Source organism: Pseudomonas salomonii (genome assembly GCF_900107155.1).
GTDB lineage: Bacteria > Pseudomonadota > Gammaproteobacteria > Pseudomonadales > Pseudomonadaceae > Aquipseudomonas > Aquipseudomonas salomonii.
The window spans coordinates 376609-400169 of record NZ_FNOX01000007.1 but is presented as its reverse complement, the minus strand read 5'-3'; the positions used below and the strand labels follow the sequence as shown (position 1 = coordinate 400169).

General features: G+C 60.9%; 20 protein-coding genes. 9 read left to right on the top strand and 11 right to left on the bottom strand.

Annotation, left to right across the window (positions count from 1 at the left end; genetic code table 11):
• Positions 1-135 precede the first annotated feature (135 nt).
• Positions 136-1236, bottom strand: coding sequence for a glycine-betaine demethylase subunit GbcB (gbcB, locus tag BLV67_RS18385; RefSeq protein ID WP_017139359.1), 1101 nt, complete (start codon positions 1234-1236; stop codon positions 136-138).
• A 283-nt stretch (positions 1237-1519) separates the two neighbouring features.
• Between gbcB and gbcA the strand changes: the two genes are divergently transcribed.
• The gene (gene gbcA / locus BLV67_RS18375; RefSeq protein WP_065929444.1) at positions 1520-2815 is read left to right on the top strand and encodes a glycine-betaine demethylase subunit GbcA; all 1296 of its coding nucleotides are present in this window, start codon (positions 1520-1522) and stop codon (positions 2813-2815) included.
• 745 nt (positions 2816-3560) lie between these two features.
• Here gbcA and etfB read toward each other — a convergent pair.
• The 6 genes from etfB to BLV67_RS18345 all read right to left on the bottom strand — a co-directional run bounded on the left by etfB (position 3561) and on the right by BLV67_RS18345 (position 11295).
• Positions 3561-4331, bottom strand: coding sequence for an electron transfer flavoprotein subunit beta (gene etfB, locus BLV67_RS18370; protein WP_069787001.1), 771 nt, complete (start codon positions 4329-4331; stop codon positions 3561-3563).
• A gap of 10 nt (positions 4332-4341) precedes the next feature.
• Entirely contained in the window at positions 4342-5562 is a 1221-nt protein-coding gene (gene etfA, locus BLV67_RS18365) for an electron transfer flavoprotein subunit alpha (RefSeq protein ID WP_069787000.1), read from the bottom strand.
• Positions 5562-7505, bottom strand: coding sequence for a dimethylglycine demethylation protein DgcB (gene dgcB / locus BLV67_RS18360; protein ID WP_069786999.1), 1944 nt, complete (start codon positions 7503-7505; stop codon positions 5562-5564). The genes etfA and dgcB overlap by 1 nt, the downstream gene beginning before the upstream one ends.
• A 137-nt stretch (positions 7506-7642) precedes the next feature.
• Complete coding sequence (gene dgcA, locus BLV67_RS18355) at positions 7643-9703, bottom strand: dimethylglycine demethylation protein DgcA (RefSeq protein WP_069786998.1); 2061 nt, start codon at positions 9701-9703, stop codon at positions 7643-7645.
• Positions 9704-9719: 16 nt separating this feature from the next.
• A complete protein-coding gene (locus tag BLV67_RS18350) occupies positions 9720-10250 on the bottom strand; it encodes a DUF5943 domain-containing protein (protein ID WP_034116150.1) in 531 nt (176 codons plus the stop codon).
• 67 nt (positions 10251-10317) lie between these two features.
• Positions 10318-11295, bottom strand: coding sequence for a dipeptidase (locus BLV67_RS18345; protein ID WP_014720245.1), 978 nt, complete (start codon positions 11293-11295; stop codon positions 10318-10320).
• 219 nt (positions 11296-11514) lie between these two features.
• On the opposite strand from BLV67_RS18345, the gene BLV67_RS18340 reads away from it, so the two are divergent.
• Together BLV67_RS18340 and BLV67_RS18335 are read left to right on the top strand one after the other, a co-directional pair.
• A complete protein-coding gene (locus BLV67_RS18340; protein WP_056857778.1) occupies positions 11515-11916 on the top strand; it encodes a lysozyme inhibitor LprI family protein in 402 nt (133 codons plus the stop codon).
• 41 nt (positions 11917-11957) lie between these two features.
• Positions 11958-12374, top strand: a complete 417-nt coding sequence (locus BLV67_RS18335) for a DUF3010 family protein (protein ID WP_069786997.1) — start codon at positions 11958-11960, stop codon at positions 12372-12374.
• Positions 12375-12487: 113 nt separating this feature from the next.
• On the opposite strand, the gene BLV67_RS18330 is transcribed toward BLV67_RS18335, so the two are convergent.
• Positions 12488-13678 (bottom strand): AAA family ATPase, encoded by a 1191-nt coding sequence (locus BLV67_RS18330; RefSeq protein WP_069786996.1) that lies wholly within the window; start codon positions 13676-13678, stop codon positions 12488-12490.
• 68 nt (positions 13679-13746) lie between these two features.
• Complete coding sequence (locus tag BLV67_RS18325; RefSeq protein ID WP_065929451.1) at positions 13747-14691, bottom strand: GlxA family transcriptional regulator; 945 nt, start codon at positions 14689-14691, stop codon at positions 13747-13749.
• 194 nt (positions 14692-14885) lie between these two features.
• Here BLV67_RS18325 and BLV67_RS18320 point away from each other — a divergent pair, with 194 nt between their 5' ends.
• The 6 genes from BLV67_RS18320 to BLV67_RS18295 all read left to right on the top strand — a co-directional run bounded on the left by BLV67_RS18320 (position 14886) and on the right by BLV67_RS18295 (position 20179).
• Positions 14886-15830 (top strand): choline ABC transporter substrate-binding protein, encoded by a 945-nt coding sequence (locus BLV67_RS18320; protein WP_069786995.1) that lies wholly within the window; start codon positions 14886-14888, stop codon positions 15828-15830.
• Positions 15831-15907: 77 nt separating this feature from the next.
• Positions 15908-16795 carry a 3-dehydrocarnitine:acetyl-CoA trimethylamine transferase CdhC gene (gene cdhC / locus BLV67_RS18315; RefSeq protein ID WP_069786994.1) on the top strand — a complete coding sequence of 296 codons (888 nt, stop codon included), beginning with the start codon at positions 15908-15910 and terminating at the stop codon, positions 16793-16795.
• A 146-nt stretch (positions 16796-16941) separates the two neighbouring features.
• Positions 16942-17907 carry an L-carnitine dehydrogenase gene (locus BLV67_RS18310; RefSeq protein ID WP_069786993.1) on the top strand — a complete coding sequence of 322 codons (966 nt, stop codon included), beginning with the start codon at positions 16942-16944 and terminating at the stop codon, positions 17905-17907.
• Positions 17908-17972: 65 nt separating this feature from the next.
• On the top strand, positions 17973-18452 hold the full coding sequence (locus BLV67_RS18305) for a thioesterase family protein (RefSeq protein ID WP_065929454.1): 480 nt from the start codon (positions 17973-17975) through the stop codon (positions 18450-18452).
• 9 nt (positions 18453-18461) lie between these two features.
• Entirely contained in the window at positions 18462-19622 is a 1161-nt protein-coding gene (locus BLV67_RS18300; RefSeq protein ID WP_069786992.1) for a gamma-butyrobetaine dioxygenase, read from the top strand.
• A 293-nt stretch (positions 19623-19915) separates the two neighbouring features.
• Positions 19916-20179 carry a hypothetical protein gene (locus BLV67_RS18295; protein WP_017139371.1) on the top strand — a complete coding sequence of 88 codons (264 nt, stop codon included), beginning with the start codon at positions 19916-19918 and terminating at the stop codon, positions 20177-20179.
• Between the two features lie 88 nt (positions 20180-20267).
• Here BLV67_RS18295 and gbdR read toward each other — a convergent pair whose 3' ends face one another.
• Positions 20268-21371: a choline metabolism transcriptional regulator GbdR gene (gene gbdR / locus BLV67_RS18290; protein WP_065929456.1), complete on the bottom strand. Its 1104-nt coding sequence runs from the start codon at positions 21369-21371 to the stop codon at positions 20268-20270.
• A 510-nt stretch (positions 21372-21881) separates the two neighbouring features.
• Positions 21882-23258 carry an L-serine ammonia-lyase gene (locus tag BLV67_RS18285; RefSeq protein ID WP_069786991.1) on the bottom strand — a complete coding sequence of 459 codons (1377 nt, stop codon included), beginning with the start codon at positions 23256-23258 and terminating at the stop codon, positions 21882-21884.
• Positions 23259-23561 lie beyond the last annotated feature (303 nt).

Genomic DNA, 23561 nt, shown 5'->3' with positions numbered 1-23561 from the left:
CGTTCCCACGCTCTGCGTGGGAATGCCTCTTGGGGCGCTCCGCGTCCCGGCCTGTGGGCATGGCCTGAATACCGGGCACTTTGTGACGCGGAGCGTCACGGGTTGCATTCCCACGCGGAGCGTGGGAACGAGCGTTTAGAACTCGATACGCACGTCGCCCTTCGGCACGCTGCAGCACGACAGGATGTAGCCTTCGGCTTCGTCTTCCTCGGTGATCCCGCCGTTGTGGTCCATCTCGACCTCCCCGCCCAGCTTCATGACCTTGCATGTCCCACAAATGCCCATGCCGCATGCTTTTGGAATCAGCAGGCCAAGCTTGGCCGCGGCCGCGTGCACGGTTTCGCCCGGCGCCACACGAATGCTTTTGCCGGAGGCGATGAATTCCACTTGATGCAGGTCTGCCAGGTCGATCTCTGGCGCGTCCGCGGCTTGCTCGGCTTGCTCCACCGCATCGGCGCGGGCTTCCGGCGGCGTGGCGCCGAAGGATTCCTCGTGGTAGCGCGTCATGTCGAAGCCGGCGGCCTCCAGCAGGCGTTTCACCGCGCTCATGTAAGGCGTAGGGCCGCAGCAGAACACTTCGCGCTCCAGGAAATCCGGCACCATCAATTCCAGCATCTTGTGGTTCAGGTAACCGCGATACCCGGCCCAGGGCTCGCCCAATCCGTGTTTTTCACAGATAAGGTGCAGGCTGAAGTTGTCGATCCGCGACGCCATGTGCTCCAGCTCGCGGTGGTAAATGATGTCTTTAGGCGAGCGGGCGCTGTGGACAAACGTCATGTCGACATTCGCGTTGGTGTCGTAAAACCAGCGCGCCATGGACATCACCGGCGTGATGCCGACGCCGCCGCTGAGGTACAGCACTTTAGGGCTTGGGAAGTCGATGGCATTGAACAGCCCGACCGGCCCGTGCACCGCCAGCTCCTGGCCTTCATGCAGGGTGTCGTGCAGCCAGTTGGAAACCCGCCCGCCCGGCACGCGCTTGATGGTCACCGAGAAGCTGTAGGGCACCGACGGCGAACTGGAGATGGTGTACGAGCGCATGATCGGCTGGCCTTCGATCTCCAGCTCCAGGGTGACGAACTGCCCTGGCTTGAAAAAGAACAAAATCGGCTGGTCGGCCATGAAGCAAAAGGTGCGCACGTCCCAGGTTTCCTGGATGACTTTGACGCAACGGACGATGTGCCGACCATTGGCCCAGGTCTGGGTGGTTACCGGGTTCAGGAAATTGTTGGACATGCTTGCTCTCCACTGCCGATGCTCGGCTTTATGGTGGCGATTCTGCGTAACGCCGCAACCGCCCATTTACCTATCTGCGACATTCACATACTTATCGCGACCAGCCCCCATACCACGGGGCTTGCGCGTCGGGATCAGAGTGGGCCATGTCGCTAATGGACAAGGTTCGGTGCATCGGCGGCCCCACACTCGCTTCCAACAACGACGCTTTCTTTACGCCTTGCTGCAAAACCTGATCAGCCACTTTCGCCGGCCACACAGAATGGCCATGAGGACACACACGATGGACGTCACCGCAACCTTAAGCTTGGGCGATCCGCTGGAACCCGCACGCAAGGCCACCGCGCAAATGCTGCAAGAGCGCGAACGCACTTTTTCGCTGCCGCAGCCGTTCTACTCTGATGAGCGGTTGTTTGATATCGACATGCAGGAGATCTTCCAGAAAGAGTGGTTGATCGCCGGCATGACCTGCGAGATCCCCACCAAGGGCAACTACATCACCCTGCAAATCGGCAAGAACCCGATCATCGTGATCCGTGGCGCCGACGGCGTGGTGCATGCCTTCCATAACGTGTGCCGCCACCGGGGCTCACGCCTGTGCACCAGCGACAAGGGCAAGGTCGCCAAGCTCGTGTGCCACTACCACCAGTGGACCTACGAGCTGGACGGCCGCCTGCTGTTCGCCGGCACCGAGATGGGCGCCGACTTCGACATGAAGCAGTACGGCTTGAAGCCCGTGAACGTGAAAACGGCGGGGGGCTACATCTTCATCAGCCTGGCCGAAACCCCGCCGGCCATCGATGATTTCCTGTCGACGCTGAACCACTACATGGAACCCTACGACATGGAGAACACCAAGGTGGCGATTCAAACCACCTTGTTCGAAAAGGCCAACTGGAAGCTGGTGCTGGAAAACAACCGCGAGTGCTACCACTGCAACGCATCGCACCCGGAACTGCTGAAAACCCTGCTGGAATGGGACGACGTCACCGACCCGCGCGCCGACCAGGCGTTTAAAGATCACGTCGCCGCCTCCGCCGCCGCGTGGGACGCCGAAAAGATCCCTTACGCCCACGCCAGCTTCGGCCTGCGTAATCGCATCGTGCGCATGCCGCTGCTCAAAGGCACCGTGTCGATGACCCTGGATGGCAAACAAGGCTGCGCCAAGCTCATGGGCCGCATCAAGAACCCGGACCTGGGCTCGATGCGTATCCTGCACCTGCCGCATTCGTGGAACCACTGCATGGGCGACCACATCATTGTGTTCACTGTGTGGCCGATCAGCGCCCAGGAAACCATGGTCACCACCAAGTGGATCGTGCACAAGGACGCTGTGGAAGGTGTGGACTACGACGTGGAGCGTATGCGCCAGGTCTGGGACGCCACCAATGACCAGGACCGCCGCCTGGCGGAAGAGAACCAGCGCGGGATCAACTCCACCGCGTACCAGCCGGGCCCGTACTCCAAGACCTATGAGTTTGGTGTGGTGAACTTTGTCGACTGGTACAGCGAGCGTCTGCTGAACAACCTGGGCGCGGCGCCAGCGCCGTATCTCAAGGGTGTGGCGGCGCACGAGTAACTGACACACCGTCGATCAAACGGTGGGAGCGGGCTTGCTCGCGAATGCGGTGGTTCAGCAATGAATGAATTGACTGATACACCGCTATCGCAGGCAAGCCAGCTCCCACATGTACATGGGCTACTGTTCAAAAATCGATCAACACTCTTACAGCCCTTTGTCACCCTACCCTCCAGCCTTCGCCCAACAACTTATCCACAAAGCCACCCACAGCAATTGTGGGCAAGTGTGCTCAACCCTCGAAATTAACTGAAGAAAATCCGTGACTTATTCAAGTCGTGCGGTTTTAGCCACACCTGATCACTTATTGATCAAACCCGTGAAAGCCCCTGAATACGTGGCCTACAGCAGTAGGCGAACACCTTATCCACAGAAGCACCAACAGACTTTGGGGGCAACTTTGCAAGCCTTGTGGAAAACCACCTCAAACCTTCATAAATCGGGGCATTCAGGGATTTTCGCAAGCCAACAAGGCAAATTGATCATATTTTGATCAAACCACTGAAAGTCTTTATCTATAAGGCTCCCAGCCGAGAGCGAACATCTTATCCACAGAAGCGCCAACAGACTTTGGGGGCAAGTTTGTGCCTGGCTTCAAACTTATCCAGCAAAAAACCCAAGCAAAAACCGTGAGTTAGCCTGGTTGTTTTTCGTACAGAGGTCTGCAGGGCTTGATCAGCCGGGGGTGTGGACAACCGCGAACAGGTTATCCACAGGCGGATCAACAGGGATTGTGGGTAATCCTTTAGCGCACCACGCCTTCTTCGATGAGTAGCTTCAGAATCGCTTCCGCGCCCGCTTCAGGGGTAAGCCCCTTGAGCACCTGCCCACCGCCGCCGCTGGCCTTGGCAGTCGCCGCCTTCATCCGATCGGCGCCGCTCTTGGCCTTGATTACCTTCAGGCGCTTGGGCCGTGGCTTGGCCGGTTGCAGCACCGCACCTGTGAATAACTCATCGTGTTCAACCTCGACCTCATGGGCCGCCAGCTCGCCGCGCTGCGCCGGGCCATAGGCGCTTTGCCGTGGCTTGGGCGCGGCGTTATCCACAGTCGCCAGGAACGGCAGGCGCACCTTCAGGCGCCGCCGCTGCCCGCGCGGCAAGGCTTGCAGCACATGGGCAATGCCGCCGTCGATAGACTCCACTTGCGCCAGCCCGACGATCAACGGCCAGCCCAATTGCTCGGCCAACAGGAACGGCAACATGCCCGAGCCTTCGCCGGTTTCCGCCTGGCTGCCGGTGAGCACCACGTGAGCCCCGGCCTCACGCAGATAATCACTGAGCACCGGCAAAGCGTCGCTGCCCGCCGGTTGTTCGAGCACATGCAACTGCGGCAGGCCCATGCCCAGGTAGCTGCGCAACGTCGGCTCGTTAACATCACCGGCATGCAGCACCTGCAAACTATCCCCAGCCAACTGCAGGCCCAGCTCGACGGCGCGGGCATCCTGCTCCGCACGACGCGGACGGCCGGAAGTCGGGTGGGCGCCGATGGACACCAAGCTGATTACATTCGTGGTCATGGTCATGTCCTTAAGCCGCATCGCGCTTGGCGCCGTTGCGGTACACCTGCACCGCCTCGATCAAGGCTTGCAGAATCGCGGCGCTTTCGCCGATCACCGACAGGTCGGCACGCTTGATCATGTCGCAGCCAGGGTCGAGGTTGATCGCTACCACCTTGTCGCAGGCACCGATGCCTTGCAGGTGCTGGATCGCCCCGGAAATGCCCACGGCCACGTACACCCGTGCCGTGACCCAGGTGCCGCTGGCGCCGACCTGGCGATCACGCGCCATAAAGCCATCGTCCACTGCCACCCGTGACGCGCCTTCGGTGGCGCCCAAGGCGGCTGCGGTCTGGTGGAATAATGCCCAATCCTTGACGCCATTGCCGCCAGAGAAAATGAACTCCGCCTCGGCCATCGGAATTGCCCCAGGGTCCACCGCCACTGCGCCGAGATCCTCGATACGCGGCAGGCTGCGCGCCAGAGTTGTGGATAACTCCACCGGCAAGGCTTCGTGACGGGTTTCGCTGACCGGCTCGGCGCATTCCACCGCGGCCAGAATCAGGCGCGGCAGTGGCCGGGCCAAATCCTCCTGGCCCGCACCGGCGCGGCCGATGCACTCCTCGCCCTTGATCTGCCACACGCGTGTGGCCGGGCGTTCCTTGAGGCTCGCGGCAAAACGCCGGCCCAATTCGCCGCCGCCACTGCGGCTGTCGGGCAGCAACCAATGGCGCGGGTTGAACTGGTTATCCACAGCCCGCAAGCCCTGGATGCGTTGCTCCGGTGAATAACCCTCGAATTCCTGGCCATCCAACACCAGCAGGCGATCGACGCCCGCCGTGGCAAAAGCACTTTCTTTGTGCTCGCCAAACATCACCGCCAGCACTGCACCGTCACTGCCGGCGAGTTGCCGGGCCAGGCCGAGCAAGTCGCGGTCATGGCTGCTCAGGCGGCCACCGACCATGTCCGGGACCACGTTGATATAGAACGCCGGCGCTGTTACCTGGTGCAGCGGCAACTGCACTTGCACTGCCGCCGTGCGCTTGGCCGCGCCGCCCTGCTGGGCGCCGCTGCGGTCGATACGCTTGATGCCGTTGGGGCCGATAAAACCCACGCCATGTACATTTTTGCGGATGACGCCGTTCGGCCCCATCCAGCTGTGTTGCAGCGGCTGCATGGCCGCGTGCAACGGGTGCAGGCGGTTACGGGCGATCCATTCGGCCCGTGGGTCGCGGCGGATAATGTCGCTCATCAGTGCACCTCCGCAGGTTGACGCTTGATGGGGGCCTTGGACGGTGTGGCGTCTTCAAGCAACGCGTCGGCCACCAGTTCAGCGATGTCCTTGATCAGTGGCCGTGGCTCGACTACACCCTCAAGCATTGCGGTGCATTGTGGACAACCCACGGCCACCAGCTCGGCGCCGGTTTCGCGGATGTCGTCCATGCGCATATCCGGGATGCGCTGCTTGCCGGGAATATCGGTGATCGGCGCGCCGCCACCGCCGCCGCAGCAGCGCGAACGGAAGCCCGAGCGTTGCATCTCCTTGACCTCGATACCCAACGCCCGCAGCACTTGGCGCGGCGCCTCGTATTCGCCGTTGTAGCGGCCCAGGTAACAAGGGTCGTGGTAAGTCACGCTGTTGCCCTTGTGCTGGCCCAGGTTCAGCGCGCCCTCGCCGATCAGTTCGGCCATGAAGGTGCTGTGGTGCTGCACGACATAATTACCGTTGAAGGCGCCGTATTCGTTTTTCAGCACGTGAAAGCTGTGCGGGTCGCAGGTGACGATGCGCTTGAAGCTGTACTTTTCCAGTGTGCGGATATTGCGCGTGGCCAGCAGTTGGAAAGTGGCTTCATCGCCCAGGCGCCGCGCCACATCACCGCTGTCGCGTTCTTCCAGGCCCAGCACGGCAAAGTCGACTTTGGCCGCTTTGAGCACTTTGACGAAGGCGCGCAAGGTGCGTTGGTTACGCATGTCGAACGCGCCGTCACCGACCCAGAACAATACGTCGCAGCTGGCTTTTTCGCTGAGCAATGGCAGGTTGAGGTCCGCTGCCCAGTTGAGGCGACCGCCCGGTGCGAAACCGCCGGGGTTATCGGTGGCAATCAGGTTTTCCAGGACTTCGGCGCCCTTGTTCGGCGTGGCGCCTTTTTCCAGGGTGAGGTGGCGGCGCATGTCGACGATGGCGTCGACGTGCTCGATCATCATCGGGCACTCTTCCACGCAGGCGCGGCAGGTGGTGCACGACCACAGGGTTTCGGCGTCGACCAGGCCATTGACGATCGGCTGGTGCGGGTTGCCGCTGTGTTCGCCCACCGGTTTGCCTGGGTAAGGGCTGCCGGCGAACTTGGCATCGGTGCCACCGGCCAGGCCGACCACCATGTCCTGAATGAGTTTTTTCGGGTTCAGCGGTTGGCCGGCGGCGAACGCCGGGCACGCCGCTTCGCACTTGCCGCACTGCACGCAGGCGTCGAAACCGAGCAGTTGGTTCCAGGTGAAATCCTTGGGTTTTTCCACGCCCAATGGCGCGGTTTTGTCGCTGAGGTCGAGCGGCTTCAAACCTGTAGAACGGCCACCACCAAAACGCTCGGCGCGACGGTGCCAGGCCAGGTGCAGGGCACCGGCGAAGGCGTGTTTCATCGGCCCGCCCCAGGTCATGCCGAAGAACATTTCGCTCACGCCCCACAGCACGCCCAGGCTCAAGAGCGCGGCGAGCAGCCAGCCGCCAAAGTCGGCAGGCAAAACTCCGGCCACCGGCAAGGTCACCACAAAGAAGCTGACCGAGAACGCCATCAGGCTTTTCGGCAGGCGCATCCACGGGCCTTTCGACAGGCGCGCGGGTGGGTCGCGCCGACGCAGGTAGACGAAGGTGGCGCCGACGAACATCAGCACCGAGGCCAGCAGCAAGGCATAGCCGAGGATACGGTTATGCAGGCCAAAACCGTGCACCAAAATAGCCAGCAGCGCCGACAGCACAAAGCCCAGGGCGGTGGCGACGTGGGTGTTGGCGATGTATTTGTCGCGGGCCACCACGTGGTGCAGGTCAACCATATAGCGCTTGGGCATGGCCAGCAGGCCGCCGAGCAGGTCGACCTTGGACGCGCGGCCACGGCGCCACATGTTGACCCGGCGCAAGGCGCCGAGGGCGGCGAGGCCGATGGCTGCAAACAAAAGAATAGGAAGCAAGGTGTTCAACATGGTGAAGCTCCCACAATGATCGTCCCCACGCTCTGCGTGGGGATGCATCCTGTGACGCTCTGCGTCACGACCTTAAGAGCGGACGCGGAGCGTCCAGGGCAGCATTCCCACGCAGAGCGTGGGAACGATCAGGTGCGTCAGAAATCCTTGCACAAGCGCAGGGCGTCATAGATCGCGGCGTGGGTATTACGCTGCGCCACACAGTCACCGATGCGGAACAGCAAGTACCCCTCACCCGCCTCGCTCAAGCACGGCTGCGGTTTGATCGCGAACAAGGCTTCGACGTCGATCTGGCCCTTGTTGCGCGAACCTTCCTTGAGCCCGTAGTAAATGGCCTCGTCCGGGCGCACACCGTTCTCGACCACCACCTGGTCAACCACGCGTTCTTCCTTGGCGCCGGTGTATTCGTTCTCCAGCACCGCCACCAGCTTGTCGCCCTCGCGGTAGACCTTTTCCAGCATCATGTCGCCGGTCATGATCACTTCTTTGGGGTACATGCTGCGGTAGTAAGTCGGGAACGACGTACCGCCAATCGCCACGCCTGGCTTGATGTCGTCGGTGACGATTTCCACCTGGCAGCCTTTGTCGGCCAGGAAGTCGGCCACCGACATGCCGGTGAACTCGCAGATGGTGTCGTACACCAACACGTTCTTGCCCGGCGCCACTTTGCCGTCGAGCACGTCCCAACTGCTCACCACCAAACCTTCAGCGGCGCCCCAATGTTCGTTCTGCTCGATAAACGGATGCCCGCCGACGGCCAGCACCACGATGTCAGGGCGCAGGTCGAGGATGGTCTCGGCATCGGCCGCCACGCCCAGGCGCAGGTCGACCTTCAAGCGTGCCAACTCCAGCTGGAACCAGCGCGTGATGCCGGCGATCTGGTCACGCTGCGGGGCTTTGGAGGCGGTGGTGATTTGCCCGCCGATAAACTCTTTCTTCTCGAACAGGGTCACGTCGTGGCCACGTTCGGCCGCGACCCGCGCCGCTTCCATGCCGGCCGGGCCGGCACCCACCACCACGACTTTGCGTTTGACCCCGGCGGATTTCTCGATGATGTGCGGCACGCCCATGTATTCACGGGAGGTCGCGGCGTTCTGGATGCACAACACATCCAGGCCCTGGTATTGGCGGTCGATGCAGTAGTTGGCACCGACGCACTGTTTGATCTGGTCGATCTGGCCCATCTTGATCTTGGCGATCAGGTGCGGGTCGGCGATGTGCGCACGGGTCATGCCGACCATGTCCACATAACCGCCTTCCAGAATGCGCGTGGCCTGGTTCGGGTCCTTGATGTTCTGCGCGTGCAGCACCGGAACCTTGACCACTTCCTTGATACCGGCCGCCAGGTGCAGGAACGGCTCCGGCGGGTAGCTCATGTTCGGGATCACGTTGGCCAGGGTGTTGTGGGTGTCGCAACCCGAGCCCACCACGCCGATAAAATCGAGCATGCCGGTGTCGTCGTAATACTTGGCGATCTGCTTCATGTCCTCGTGGGACAAGCCGTCCGGGTGGAACTCGTCGCCACACAAGCGCATTCCCACGCAAAAGTCGTCACCGACCTCGGCGCGCACGGCTTTGAGCACTTCCAGGCCGAACTTCATGCGGCCCTCGAAGGTGCCGCCCCATTCGTCGGTACGCTTGTTGACCCGCGGGCTCCAGAACTGGTCGATCATGTGCTGGTGCACCGCAGACAGTTCCACGCCGTCCAGGCCACCGGCCTTGGCGCGCTTGGCGGCGCTGGCGTAGTTGCCGATTACGCGCCAGATTTCTTCCGGCTCGATGGTCTTGCAGGTCGCACGGTGCACCGGCTCACGCACGCCGGACGGCGACATCAGGGTCGGCCAGTTAAAGCCGTCCCAGCGCGAGCGACGGCCCATGTGGGTAATCTGGATCATGATCTTGGCGCCATGCTTGTGCATGGCATCGGCCAGGTTCTGGAAGTGCGGGATGATGCGGTCGGTGGACAGGTTCACCGAGCTCCACCATTCCTGCGGGCTGTCGATGGCCACCACCGAGGAGCCGCCACAGATCGCCAGGCCGATACCGCCCTTGGCTTTCTCTTCGTAATACTTCACATAGCGGTCAGTGGTCATGCCGCCGTCGGTGGCATACACCTCGGCGTGGGCGGTACTGAGCACGCGGTTGCGGATGGTCAGTTTGCCGATCTGGATCGGCGCAAACATTGCTTCGAAAGCCATGGCACGGTTCCTCGACTTACAACGGCTTGACGGTGAACAGGCCGTCGTCATGGCCCTCTTCGGAGCCTCCGTAAACTTGCTCGGCTACGGTGCGAATCTGGCTGCCGCGCGCCTGCAGAATCTGGTCCATGGCACCGGCAAACCAGCCGGTGAACATGTAGTCCACTTTGCGCCCGACCTTGCCGTACACGTAGACAAACGCCGAGTGTTCGAGCTTGACGCTGGCGGTGCCTTTGTCGAGGTCGATGTCCTGGATCTTGAACAGGCCCCAGCCGCGTTGCGACAGGCGCTTCATGTAATGCTCGAACACTGCAACGCCTTCCAGGCCGTGGCATTCAGCTTCTTTTTCGCACCAGTGCCAGGCAGATTTGTAGCCGGCCTTGTAGAGGATCTCGGCGTAGGCGTCGGCGCCCAGCACTTCTTCGATGCCCATGTGGTTGTTGACGAAGAAATGCCGTGGCACATACAGCATCGGCAGGGCGTCGGAAGTCCAGACACCGGTTTCGCTGTCGACTTCGATAGGCAATTGCGGGGCGATTTTGGCCATGGAAACTTAACTCCAGAAAATTCTCAGGTATGCCCCGACGCGAACGGTCGGGGAGAAATGCGGTGGCTTATTCGCCCCAGACGTCTTTCAAGACGTTGACCCAGTTCTCGCCCATGATCTTGCGCACCACACGCTCGCTGTGGCCGCGTTTGAGCAGGGTCTCGGTGAGGTTGGGGAACTCGCCCACGGTGCGGATGCCCAGCGGGTTGATGATCTTGCCGAAGCTGGTCAGGCGGCGGGCGTAACCCTTGTCATGGGTCAGCATCTCGAAGAAATCCTGGCCATGGCCCTGGGTGAAGTCGGTGCCGATGCCGATCGCGTCTTCACCGACGATGTTCATGGTGTATTCGATGGCTTCGGCGTAGTCGTCGATGGTCGAATCGATGCCCTTGGCCAGGAACGGCGCGAACATGGTCACGCCGACAAAACCGCCATGGTCGGCGATGAACTTGAGTTCTTCATCGGACTTGTTGCGCGGGTGCTCTTTAAGGCCCGACGGCAGGCAGTGGGAGTAGCACACCGGCTTTTTCGATTCGAGGATGACTTCTTCGCTGGTCTTGGAACCGACGTGGGACAGGTCGCACATGATGCCGACACGGTTCATCTCGCCGACGATTTCACGACCAAAGCCCGACAGGCCGCCGTCACGCTCATAGCAACCGGTGCCGACCAGGTTCTGGGTGTTGTAGCACATCTGCACCACACCCACGCCGAGCTGCTTAAAGATCTCGACGTAGCCCAGTTGGTCCTCAAACGCATGGGCGTTCTGGAAGCCGAAGATGATGCCGGTCTTGCCCTGCTCTTTTGCGCGGCGAATGTCGGCGGTGGTTTTCACCGGGATCACCAGGTCGCTGTTTTCACGGATCAGGGTCTGGCTGGCCACGATGTTGTTGATCGTGGCCTGGAAGCCTTCCCACACCGACACCGTGCAGTTGGCGGCGGTGAGGCCACCTTTGCGCATGTCTTCGAACAGGTCGCGGTTCCACTTGGCAATAATCAGACCGTCGATAACGATGCTGTCGGCGTGCAACTCGGCTGGGCTCATCAGGCGTCCCCTTATTGGCGATTCATGCGCCGAATCGTCTGCCGGCGCTTTGGGGCCAGCATATGCCCAGGGGCAACCTGAGCCGGGTGCAAAAACGACAGGGGAATTGCCGAAAGCGTCAATCAGCGACAAAGGCCTACATGACATCGATGACGGGTGGCTGTTCTTTGTCCCACGCTTGAGCCAGAATTTGCTCATCACCTGATATGAGACGGCGCAATGAAATCGATTTTCCTGGCTTTGGCACTCATCGCAACCGGCGTCCACGCCGCCGAAGACACCGACAACACGCCTTGCGATGGCATCGAAAACGACAAACAAACCCTGGAATGCGCCACCTATAACAAAACCACCGCCGAGCAATTGCTCAAGGATAACTATCAGGGCTTGCTCGAACGCATGGGTTCAACCTATGGCAGCAACAAATCGCAACTGGCCGACATTACCGCTCGTCTGAAGGATGCCCAGCAGAAGTGGGAAAAACTTCGCGATGCCGATTGCGCGGTGGACACCTTCCCGGCGGTGAATGGCAGCAAGGACTACGCGATTCAACAGAATGACTGCCTGGCGCGGATGAGTGATGAGCGGTCGGAGTTTTTGGAGTCGATTGGGCAGGAATAAGCGACAATCCCGTCACTTTCTCTCTGAAACAAGGCTCTTGCATGACTATCTGCGGCATTGAAATCAAAGGCAGCGAAGCCATCATCGCCGTCACTTCCCTGGATGGCCTGACGCTGACTCACGTGGCGCTGGCCACCAAGAAAATCGCGCTTGAAGACGACGATGAGGCGGCCAACGTCAAAGCCTTCGCCGCCCAGGTGAAGGCCTTTGTGCAGGCAAACGCCATCACCCGCATCGCGATCAAAAAACGCAGCAAGAAAGGCGAATTCGCCGGTGGCCCGACCACGTTCAAGATTGAAGGGGTGTTTCAGTTGCTCGACGGGGTTGAGGTGACATTGCTGTCGCCGCAGACCATTAATGCGCAGAACAAGAAGCACGACTTTGCCCTGCCGGCGACGCTGAACAAGTATCAGCATGAGGCCTTCAAGGCAGCGTGCTCGGCGCTGGTAAAGAAATAAGCCACACCACCAATCCCCTGTGGGAGCTGGCTTGCCTGCGATGGCGGTCTGCCAGACAACGCTGCACTGCCTGATCTACCGCTATCGCAGGCAAGCCAGCTCCCACAGTTGATTTATGGTGTCTTTGAATTCGCTGTACGGCTTCTGTGCAGCAGCCAATCGCCAAAGGATTTGTCTTCCAGGGCATACCCGCCGCGACTCGACTTCCACACCAATTCTTTGTCACGCAAGGCATCGATACAGGCCTGAATGGTCTGGGTGCCCGGCACCACGTCGCTGCCCATGTCCTCCAGTGCCTTGCTGACCGCCGTGAGTGTGCTATCGGTAAACGGCGCAAAAGGCTCGTTGTTCTGCGAGCGCTCCACCATCACCTCCAACACAGCACGCTGGGGAACGGTGAGGTTGTTCCACGCGCTTTCAAATTCGGTCCATACGCCGGCACGCAACAGTTCGGCGCGGCTGTGCAGCAGTTGGCCCAGGTTGCTCGCCTCGCCCAATTCCAGCGCCACTTCGCCGATGATGGTACGCAGCATCTCCGGGCGACGGCCGACCAGTTCGAAGGCTTCGTCGATATCCGCAGCGTTGAACTGATTGGTGCTGGCCAAATGCGCGTTGAGGTGCAGGGTGTAGGCCTGAGTGAACGCTTTGCCGAGTAAGGGAAAGGGCGTGATGCTGGAGCCGAAGAATGGTTGGCTTTTACCGAGGACCAAATGCGCGAGCTTGTCGCGATTGGAGCCGGTGAACACCAGGCGCAAGCCACTGCCCTCCTCGTCACGGCCTTGGTTGAGCTGATCTCGGGCAGCTTTCAACGCGAACATCGCGTTGATGCCGGACTCGGTGGTCAGTGCGTGCTGCGCTTCATCAATCACCAGCACGACGGGCTTTTCGGCAGCGCTGTGGAGCAACTCCAACGCTTGAGTCAGCGTCGCGCCAACCGGCAATTGTGGCGTGCTGAAGTCCCAGGAAAGGGTACGCAGGAAGCTTAGCTTCTCGATTCCAATGTTCTTGGCCAGCTTGCGAATACCCTTTTCATAGGGCACCAGAGCCGCGGCGATAGCGCTGGCGATCAACTCCGCCGGATCTTTCTCTTTGTCAGCCCAGAGATCCACGTAAACCGCCAGCCAACCCCGCAGTTGACACTCCGGGATCAGGTCTTCGCGCAAAAAGGTACTTTTGCCGGTGCGTCGAGGTGCTGCGAGGAACAGGCCTGAGGTGAAATCCTGAATCCCGGCGCCGACCAAGCCATCAGCAATGCTGCGAGCCAGCGTCGGGCGGCGAAACACAAAGCCGCTGTGCTTGGACATGGTTTTATACTCAATTATTGGAACAGCTATAAATTATAGTCGCGAGTATAATTGACTATAATTGCTCGTCAAACCACTTCCCGTCGCCGGTCCTCTCTCGGGCACTTGGCAAACCGCGCCCTGTAGCTGCGGGTGAAGTACGACGGCGACTCAAACCCGCACGCAATGCTCACTTCCAGCACACTCATGTCGCTTTGGCGCAATAGCTGCCGGGCTTTTTCCAGGCGCAGGCCGAGGTAGAAGTTGCTCGGTGTGTCGTTCAGGTGCAGACGGAACAGGCGCTCCAGCTGACGCCGCGTGACCTTGATCGCCTCGGCTAACGCCAACGTGCTCAGCGGCGGCTCGCTGTGTTGTTCCATCTCGCCGATCACCTGCACCAGCTTCTTGTTGTTGATGCCGTAGCGCGTGGCGATCTGCATGCGCTGGTGGTCTTTGCGCGGGCGGATGCGCCCGAGCACGAACTGCTCGGACACCTGGATGGCCAGGTCCGGGCCGTGGGCCTGGGCGATCAGGTCGAGCATCAGGTCGATGGAGGCGGTGCCACCGGCGCAAGTGATGCGTCGGCGGTCAATCTCGAACAGCTCCTGGGTCACCGTGAGCTGTGGATAGGACTCCTTGAACGCGTCGATGGCTTCCCAGTGCAGGGTCAGGCGGTGACCGTCGAGCAAACCGGCTTCTGCGAGCACACAGGCGCCGGTGTCGATGGCGCCGAGGGTCACGCCATCGTGATCAAGGCGACGCAGCCAGTGTTCCAGTGCGGGCGTGGTGAACTTCAAGGGTTCGAAGCCTGCGACCACCATCAGCGTCGCGCCTTTTTTCAGCGGCTCCAGCGCGGCGTCGGCGTTCACCGACATGCCATTGCTCGCCAGCACCGCGCCGCCATCGGCACTCAACACGTGCCAGCGGTACAACTCGCCGCGAAAGCGGTTGGCCACGCGCAGCGGTTCCAGCGCGGAAATAAAGCCGATGGCCGAGAAACCCGGCATCAGCAGAAAGTAGAAATCCTGGGACATGGTGGCGCTCTCGTAGGACGGGCAGCGTGCTCACTGTGATACGCCAGTTCAACCGGCCATTCAAGAGCACAGGTCGCTGCAGTGCAAGAGCTGGTCGCCGCCGTGCGCTTTGCCTCCCCTCAAGCTGCGTAACGTGATCCCACGGCGCACAAAGACGCCGGCCCCCACAATAACGACCTGCCGAGGGATCCACCATGAACCGACTGATCAGCCGCTGCGTGCTTGCACTCAGCGCCAGCGCCATCTTGAGCACCAGCGTACTCGCGGCCGACGCAGAATCTTGCCGGAACGTGCGCATGGGTGTGGTGAACTGGACCGACGTAATCGCCACCAGCGCCATGACCCAAGTATTGCTCGACGGCCTCGGCTACAAGACCAAACAAACCAGCGCCTCCCAGCAAATCATCTTCGCCGGTATCCGCGACCAGCGCCTGGATATGTTCCTGGGCTACTGGAACCCGCTGATGACCCAGACCATCACGCCGTTTGTCGACGCCAAGCAAGTCAAAGTCCTCGACAAACCGAGCCTGGAAGATGCGCGCGCCACCCTCGCCGTGCCGACTTACCTGGCGGACAAAGGCCTGAAAACCTTCGCCGACATTGCCAGGTTCGAAAAAGAACTGGGCGGCAAGATCTACGGCATCGAGCCAGGCTCGGGCGCCAACACCCAGATCAAGGCGATGATCGCCAAGAACCAGTTCGGCCTCGGCAAGTTCCAGTTGGTGGAGTCCAGCGAAGCCGGGATGCTCGCCGCCGTCGACCGCGCCGTGCGCCGCAAAGAGGCCGTGGTGTTCTTTGGCTGGGCGCCGCACCCGATGAACGTCAACGTCGCCATGACTTACCTCACCGGCAGCGATGACGCCCTTGGCCCGAACGAAGGCATGGCCACGGTGTGGAGCGTGACTTCACCGACCTACGCCGAGCAGTGCCCCAACGTGCACAAACTGCTGACCAACCTGACTTTCACCGCCGCCGACGAGAGCCGAATGATGCAGCCGTTGCTGGATCACAAGGACGCTCTCGAATCGGCGAAGCAATGGCTCAAGGATCACCCGCAAGACCAGCAGCGCTGGCTCGAAGGCGTGACCACCTTCGACGGCAAACCGGCCGCAGCCAACCTGCAACTGACCAGCAAATAACCTGATTCGCATCACCGTATCGCAGCCGCTGTTGGCTGCGAACGGCATCACTACGCCCGCCTTTAAGGAACCGCCTCATGAACCACGACGTCATCATCACCTGCGCACTCACCGGTGCTGGCGACACGACCAGCCGCAGCCCGCATGTGCCGGTCACTCCCAAACAAATCGCCGCCGCCGCCGTGGAAGCCGCCAAGGCCGGCGCCACCGTGGTGCACTGCCATGTGCGTGACCCGCAAACCGGCAAGTTCAGCCGCGACGTGGCGCTGTACCGCGAAGTGATGGAGCGCATTCGCGAGGCCGACATCGACATCATCGTCAACCTCACCGCCGGCATGGGCGGCGACCTGGAGATCGGCGGCGGCGAGAACCCGATGGAGTTCGGCCCCAACACCGACCTGGTCGGCCCGCTGACGCGCCTGGCCCACGTCGAGGAACTGCTGCCGGAAATTTGCACCCTGGACTGCGGCACACTCAACTTCGGCGATGGCGACACCATTTACGTCTCTACCCCGGAGCAGCTGCGGGCGGGCGCCAAGCGTATTCAAGAGCTGGGCGTTAAGGCCGAGCTGGAAATTTTCGACACCGGCCACCTGTGGTTCGCCAAGCAGATGATCAAGGAAGGCTTGCTCGACAACCCGCTGTTCCAACTGTGCCTGGGCATCCCATGGGGCGCGCCGGCCGACACCACCACCATGAAAGCCATGGTCGACAACCTGCCTGCCGACGCCGTGTGGGCCGGTTTCGGCATCGGCCGCATGCAAATGCCGATGGCGGCGCAAGCGGTGCTGCTGGGCGGCAACGTGCGGGTCGGCCTGGAAGACAACCTGTGGCTGGACAAGGGCGTACTCGCCACTAACGGCCAACTGGTGGAGCGCGCCAGTGAAATCCTCAGCCGCCTGGGTGCACGGGTCATGACCCCGGCGGAAGGCCGAATCAAGATGGGCCTGACCAAGCGCGGCTAATCCCCTGCCGAAACCGGATCAAAAATGTGGGAGCGGGCTTGCTCGCGAATGCGGTGAATCAGTCACCGAATGCATCAACTGACACACCGCATTCGCGAGCAAGCCCGCTCCCACAGGGTTCTTCACATTATTCAGGGATTGTCGACATGAGCTTTATCACCGAAATCAAAACCTTCGCCGCCCTCGGCAGCGGCGTTATCGGCAGCGGCTGGGTGTCCCGTGCCCTGGCCCACGGCCTGGATGTGGTCGCCTGGGACCCGGCGCCCGGCGCTGAAGCAGCGCTGCGCAAACGTGTCGCCAACGCCTGGGGCGCCTTGGAGAAACAAGGCCTGGCGCCGGGTGCCTCCCAGGATCGCCTGCGCTTTGTCACCACCATTGAAGAATGCGTAAAAGACGCCGACTTCATCCAGGAAAGCGCCCCGGAACGCCTGGAGCTGAAGCTGGAATTGCACAGCAAAATCAGCGCCGCCGCCAAGCCGAACGCACTGATTGGCTCCAGCACTTCGGGCCTGTTGCCGAGTGAGTTCTACGAGGGCTCGACGCACCCGGAACGCTGCGTGGTCGGGCACCCGTTCAACCCGGTTTACCTGTTGCCGCTGGTGGAAGTGGTGGGCGGCAAGCACACCGCGCCGGAGGCGATTCAAGCGGCGATCAAGGTGTATGAATCCCTCGGCATGCGCCCGTTGCATGTGCGCAAGGAAGTGCCAGGGTTTATTGCCGACCGTTTGCTTGAAGCGCTGTGGCGTGAGGCGTTGCACCTGGTCAATGATGGCGTGGCAACCACGGGCGAGATCGATGACGCGATTCGTTTTGGTGCCGGTTTGCGCTGGTCGTTCATGGGCACATTCCTGACCTACACCCTGGCCGGCGGCGATGCCGGAATGCGCCACTTCATGGCCCAGTTCGGCCCGGCACTGCAGTTGCCGTGGACGTATTTGCCTGCGCCGGAGCTGACCGACAAGTTGATTGATGATGTGGTCGACGGCACCAGCGATCAGCTGGGTAAACACAGCATTTCGGCGCTGGAGCGCTATCGTGATGATTGCTTGCTGGCGGTGCTTGAAGCAGTGAAGACCACTAAAGAAAAACACGGTATGACTTTCGCTGAATAACCAATGTGGGAGCGGGCTTGCTCGCTTCCACATTTCTGACCGTGCACATTTTCGGAATCCACGCCATGCCTGCACTGACCACCTACACCACCAAAATCCAGCCCGACTGGGTCGATTACAACGGCCACCTGCGTGATGCGTTCTACCTGCTGATTTTCAGCTACGCCACCGACGCGCTGATGGACACCCTCGGGCTGGACAGCGAAAACCGCGAAGCCAGCGGCCACTCGCTGTTCACCCTGGAACTGCACCTCAACTACCTGCACGAAGTGAAACTCGGCGCAGAAGTAGAGGTGCACACCCAACTGATCGCCCACGACGCCAAGCGCCTGCACCTCTATCACAGCCTGCACCTTGTGGGCGATGCGAAGGAATTGGCCGGCAACGAACAGATGCTGCTGCACGTCGATCTGGCCGGGCCGCATTCGACGCCGTTTACCGAGGCCACCCTGGAAAAGCTCGCGGGCATCAGCGCCGAACAGGCCGACCTGCCCCGCCCTGCCTTGCTGGGCCGAGTGATTGGATTACCCCCCAAAAAACCATAAGGAGCCGCCATGCAAACCGCCGCCGCTGTTGCCGATTTCCGTACTTACCCGAAGATCTGCGACCTTGCCGAGGCGCAGGTGCTGGACGATCAGATTCGCGTGCAGTGGGCCGATGGGCGGGTCAGCCCGTTCCATCATCAGTGGCTGCGGGACAACTGCCCTTGCAGCGAATGCGTGTACAGCGTGACCCGTGAGCAGGTGCTGGAGATTGTCGATGTGGACGAGCATCTGCGCGCAGTCAGCGCGCACATCGATCAAGGTTTTCTGTGCGTGGAATGGTACGGCGGCCATCGCAGCCAGTACGACCCAGGCTGGTTGCGCGCCCACGCCTATGACGATCAATCACGCGCCGAACGCCGCGCAGCCAAACCCCAGTCGCACCTGTGGCACAGCACCTTCGCGCTGCCCGTCTTCGACTATGCGACGGTGATGGAAGACCCCAAAGCCCTGCTGCAATGGCTGCTGGCCTTGCGCGACGGTGGCCTTACGCAAATCCGTGGCGTACCCACCGAGCCGGGCTCGCTTGCACTGGTCGCCAAGCGCATTTCATTTATTCGCGAGAGCAACTTCGGCGTGCTGTTCAACGTGCAATCCAAGGCCGATGCCGACAGTAACGCCTACACCGCTTTCAACCTGCCGCTGCACAGTGATTTGCCGACACGGGAGCTGCAACCCGGGCTGCAATTTTTGCATTGCCTGGTGAACGACGCCGACGGTGGCGAGAGCATTTTTGTCGATGGTTTTGCCATCGCCCAGGCGCTGCGCAGCGAAGACCCCGAGGCGTTTCGCGCACTGTGTGAAATTCCGGTGGAGTTTCGCAATAAAGACCGGCACAGCGACTACCGCCGCCTGGCACCGATTATTGCGCTGGACGCCTTGGGTGATGTGGCAGAGATTCGCATGGCCAACTTTTTGCGTGGGCCGTTTGAGGCCAGCGTGGAGCAGATGCCATTGTTGTACCGGGCGTATCGGCGTTTTATTGCGATGACGCGCGAGGATCGTTTCCGGCTGGTCAAACGCCTGAATCCGGGTGAGTTGTGGTGTTTTGATAACCGCCGCACTTTGCATGCGCGCAATGCGTTTAACCCGGCTTCGGGGGCGCGGCATTTTCAGGGTTGTTACATTGATCGGGATGAGTTGTTGTCCCGGATATTGGTGTTGCAGAGGTAGACCGGGGTGCGGCCATCGCAGGCAAGCCACCACAAACCCCAGCCAAAAAAAGCCCCGGGCCAGCCGTGACTGGATCGGGGCAGAGTGCTTGGTGTGAGCGTGACATCCCGAGGGTGACCAAACCGTCAAGGTGCGTGCCTGGCCTCCAGTGTGCCTATTGTTGCTATCGGTAAATGACCCGAAAACGACCTGTTCATAGCCATCTGAGCCATTCGCCGATTCTGCCCTTGCCGACCGGCCGAGGGCCTACCAGAATCCCATTCAATACCGCTCCCTACACCAGGATAAACGTCATGATGCACGCGGACTTGATAGACCAGGATGACCTGCTGAGCCAACTGCGCTCGCTGGGTTTTGAGGTATCCAGCGGCGCCAGCGCCGAACAGGCTTGCGAATGTGCGGTACGCGGTTTGAGCGCTGCGCGGGCCAAGGCGCTCAAGGGCATGGTGGAGCAGATGTACACCGGCAGCGCGACGATCTTGCCGGCGGTGCGCCAGGCGATCGACAAGCAGTTGTTGCCGGCTTTGGTGCAGTTCAAGCAAAGCTCTGGTGCCTGATAGATCGCTATCGCAGGCAAGCCAGCTCCCACATTTTGAATGCATTCCCCTGTGGGAGCTGGCTTGCCTGCGATGAAGGCGACTCGGTCTAGAGCCTTACACTCGCAAACGTCGACTCATTACGCGCCTGGCTCAACGCCGACATCGGCCCCGACAACGGTGACAGCACCAGCGCCTGCGGAATCGGCATCATCGCCACTTGCTGGGTGGTGTTGGAACCTACGCGCTCATCCCGTGGCGGAATGCCGAAGTATTCGCGGTAGCACTTGGAGAAGTGCGGCGTGGACACAAACCCGCACACCGACGCCACTTCGATGATCGACATCGGCGTTTGCTTGAGCAACTGCCGTGCACGGATCAGGCGCAACTTGAGGTAGTAGCGCGACGGTGAGCAGTGCAGGTATTTCTGGAACAGCCGCTCCAGTTGGCGGCGCGACACGGCGACATACACCGCCAGCTCATCCAGGTCGATCGGCTCTTCCAGGTTGGCTTCCATCAGCGCGACGATTTCCTGCAGTTTCGGCTGGTTGGTGCCGAGCATGTGCTTGAGCGGCACACGCTGGTGATCCTGTTCGTTGCGGATGCGTTCGTACACAAACATCTCGGAGATGGCGGCCGACAATTCACGGCCGTGGTCGCGGCTGATCAGGTGGAGCATCATGTCCAGCGGCGCGGTGCCGCCCGAGCTGGTGAAGCGGTTACGGTCGAGGGTGAACAGGCGCGTGCTCATGGCCACGCGCGGGAAGGCTTCCTGCATCGAGGCCAGGCATTCCCAGTGCACGCTGCAATCAAAGCCGTCGAGCAACCCGGCGCAGGCCAAGGCCCAACTGCCGGTGCAGACCGCGCCAAGGCGGCGCGATTGGCGCGCCTGGCTTTGCAGCCACGACACATGTTCACGGGTCACGGTGCGCTGGATGCCCACGCCGCCGCACACAATCACAGTGTCCAGGGCCGCAGCTTTGTGCATGGAGGCATCGGGGGTGATTTGCAGACCGTCGCTGGCCCAGACCTGGTTGCCGTCGACACTCAGGGTTGTCCAGCGATACAGCTCGCGGCCGGACAGCTGGTTGGCCATGCGCAGCGGTTCCACTGCCGAAGCCAGGGAAATCAGCGTGAAATTGTCCAGCAGCAAAAAGCCGATGGATTGAGGCGCACGGTTCTGGGGTTGGGCCCCGGAGTTGAACGACGTCATCGCGGTATCTCCTCACACAAAGCGGGTGATGGCCTCAGGCGAGGCTCTTGTTATTGCGTTCGTCTCCAACAAGGAGAGAGGCTTTGAATGGATAGAGCAAATGCCATGCCTAAAATTGAATGGCCGTCCAATAAATCCTAAAAACGACCTGATGACGCGTCTATATAAGCCCACGCAGGGAGTGCGGGATATGGCCGGAAATGGACGTCAGACCGGCCCTGCTCAAGGGGTGTGAGCAGATCGGTAGCACTTGTGGGAAGGCGCTTTGCGGGTGTGGGAAAGGTCTGTCACCGCACGCACGGGTGACGGGTGGGAAGGCGCGGGATCGTTCGCAAGCTACTTATCTATTTGCGACGCGCTAAAAGGTGGCGCGTTTGGATTTGGATGTTCACTTTTTGAGCAGTGTTGCTCGGACTAGCGCTTTCGCGAGCAAGCCCGCTCCCACACTTGACCGTGTTCACAAATCAAAATGTGGGAGCGGGCTTGCTCGCGAAATCAGGCAACTCGGTCTCAACACTCTACTGCGCTGACCGCCAAGCCCCCTCGCGATGTCTCTTTGTACTTGTCATGCATATCCGCGCCGGTATCGCGCATGGTGCGGATCACCCGGTCCAGGGAAATAAAGTGCTGGCCATCACCGCGCAGCGCCATCTGCGCCGCGTTGATCGCCTTCACCGCCGCAATCGCGTTGCGCTCAATGCACGGCACTTGCACCAGCCCGCCCACCGGGTCGCAGGTCAGGCCGAGGTTATGTTCCAGGCCGATTTCAGCGGCGTTGCACAGTTGCTCCGGCGTGGCGCCGAGGATCTCGGCCAGTCCGGCAGCCGCCATGGCGCAAGCAGAACCGACTTCGCCCTGGCAGCCGACTTCGGCGCCGGAGATCGAGGCGTTTTTCTTGCACAGAATCCCCACCGCCGCAGCGCCCAGCAAATAGTCGACCACGTTGGCTTCGGTGACCTCTTCGCTGAACTTCATAAAGTAGTGCAGCACCGCCGGAATAATCCCCGCCGCGCCATTGGTGGGGGCGGTGACCATGCGCCCACCGGCGGCGTTTTCTTCATTGACCGCCAGGGCGAACAGGTTAACCCATTCCATGGCGCTCAAGGTTGAGCCGATCACATTCGGTTTGCCCAGCTCCTGCAAACTGCGGTGCAGCTTGGCCGCGCGACGTCGCACATTCAGGCCGCCGGGCAGGATGCCTTCGTGCTTGAGGCCCTGCTCCACGCAGTCCTGCATGGCGCGCCAGAGCTTCATCAGGCCGCTGCGGATTTCTTCTTCGCTGCGCCAGGTTTTTTCGTTGGCCAGCATCAATTCGGCAACGCGCAGGTTGTGGGTCTTGCACAGCTGCAACAGCTCCACCGCGCTGGAGAAATCATAGGGCAACTCGGTGCGGTCCATGTCCGCCACGCCGCTCTGCGCCTGGGCCTCATCCACCACAAAACCGCCGCCGACTGAGTAGTAGGTGTCGCGGTGCAGCTCGCCGTCATCACCAAACACCACCAGGGTCATGGCGTTGGGGTGGAAGGGCAGGTTTTCATCGAGCAGGCGCATGTCGCGCGCCCAGATAAAAAGCACCGGCAAACGCCCGTCGAGCAACAAGGTGTCGGTCTCGCGCAGGGTGTGAATACGCAGGCCGATCTGCGACGGGTCAATTGCGTCCGGCCATTCGCCCATCAAGCCCATGATGGTAGCGGTGTCGCTGCCGTGGCCGATGCCGGTGGCCGACAACGAGCCGTAGAGCTGAACTTCGACGCGACGTACTTGTTCCAACATTCCACGTTCACGCAAGTGCTGAACGAACAACGCCGCGGCGCGCATGGGGCCGACGGTGTGAGAACTCGAAGGCCCGATGCCGATCTTGAACAGGTCGAAAACGCTGATAGCCATTGCCGTGAAACTCCTCGATGGGCACGGGCGACCTGCTACGCTGAACTCGCCCGAATAGCGGCATCATCAAGCTTTTGTTGCCCCTCACGGCGTCTCACACCGACGTGACCATGCTCAGCAGCGCCGCCCTCGCGCGAACGGGCGTTTTGGCCGTTTTTAGCGGTGCAGAGCGGCAAAAAATGCAGTTTTGCCGTTGAAAAAATCTGTAAGCGACGTCACCGACACTGGATACGACCATCCCTGTACTGGATACGACGCCCCCTGTAGGCGTCAGATTTTCACTGGTACATGATCAGTCTCGAC

Coding starts and splice junctions, on each gene's coding strand:
- cdhC (WP_069786994.1), top strand. CDS start 15,908: ATGAACCACGACGTCATCATCACCTGCGCACTCACCGGTGCTGGCGAC.
- BLV67_RS18335 (WP_069786997.1), top strand. CDS start 11,958: ATGACTATCTGCGGCATTGAAATCAAAGGCAGCGAAGCCATCATCGCC.
- BLV67_RS18310 (WP_069786993.1), top strand. CDS start 16,942: ATGAGCTTTATCACCGAAATCAAAACCTTCGCCGCCCTCGGCAGCGGC.
- BLV67_RS18350 (WP_034116150.1), bottom strand. CDS start 10,250: ATGGCCAAAATCGCCCCGCAATTGCCTATCGAAGTCGACAGCGAAACC.
- etfA (WP_069787000.1), bottom strand. CDS start 5,562: ATGAGCGACATTATCCGCCGCGACCCACGGGCCGAATGGATCGCCCGT.
- BLV67_RS18295 (WP_017139371.1), top strand. CDS start 19,916: ATGATGCACGCGGACTTGATAGACCAGGATGACCTGCTGAGCCAACTG.
- BLV67_RS18285 (WP_069786991.1), bottom strand. CDS start 23,258: ATGGCTATCAGCGTTTTCGACCTGTTCAAGATCGGCATCGGGCCTTCG.
- gbcA (WP_065929444.1), top strand. CDS start 1,520: ATGGACGTCACCGCAACCTTAAGCTTGGGCGATCCGCTGGAACCCGCA.
- dgcA (WP_069786998.1), bottom strand. CDS start 9,703: ATGGCTTTCGAAGCAATGTTTGCGCCGATCCAGATCGGCAAACTGACC.
- BLV67_RS18345 (WP_014720245.1), bottom strand. CDS start 11,295: ATGAGCCCAGCCGAGTTGCACGCCGACAGCATCGTTATCGACGGTCTG.
- BLV67_RS18330 (WP_069786996.1), bottom strand. CDS start 13,678: ATGTCCAAGCACAGCGGCTTTGTGTTTCGCCGCCCGACGCTGGCTCGC.
- dgcB (WP_069786999.1), bottom strand. CDS start 7,505: ATGTTGAACACCTTGCTTCCTATTCTTTTGTTTGCAGCCATCGGCCTC.
- BLV67_RS18325 (WP_065929451.1), bottom strand. CDS start 14,691: ATGTCCCAGGATTTCTACTTTCTGCTGATGCCGGGTTTCTCGGCCATC.
- BLV67_RS18305 (WP_065929454.1), top strand. CDS start 17,973: ATGCCTGCACTGACCACCTACACCACCAAAATCCAGCCCGACTGGGTC.
- BLV67_RS18320 (WP_069786995.1), top strand. CDS start 14,886: ATGAACCGACTGATCAGCCGCTGCGTGCTTGCACTCAGCGCCAGCGCC.
- gbcB (WP_017139359.1), bottom strand. CDS start 1,236: ATGTCCAACAATTTCCTGAACCCGGTAACCACCCAGACCTGGGCCAAT.
- BLV67_RS18340 (WP_056857778.1), top strand. CDS start 11,515: ATGAAATCGATTTTCCTGGCTTTGGCACTCATCGCAACCGGCGTCCAC.
- BLV67_RS18300 (WP_069786992.1), top strand. CDS start 18,462: ATGCAAACCGCCGCCGCTGTTGCCGATTTCCGTACTTACCCGAAGATC.
- etfB (WP_069787001.1), bottom strand. CDS start 4,331: ATGACCACGAATGTAATCAGCTTGGTGTCCATCGGCGCCCACCCGACT.
- gbdR (WP_065929456.1), bottom strand. CDS start 21,371: ATGACGTCGTTCAACTCCGGGGCCCAACCCCAGAACCGTGCGCCTCAA.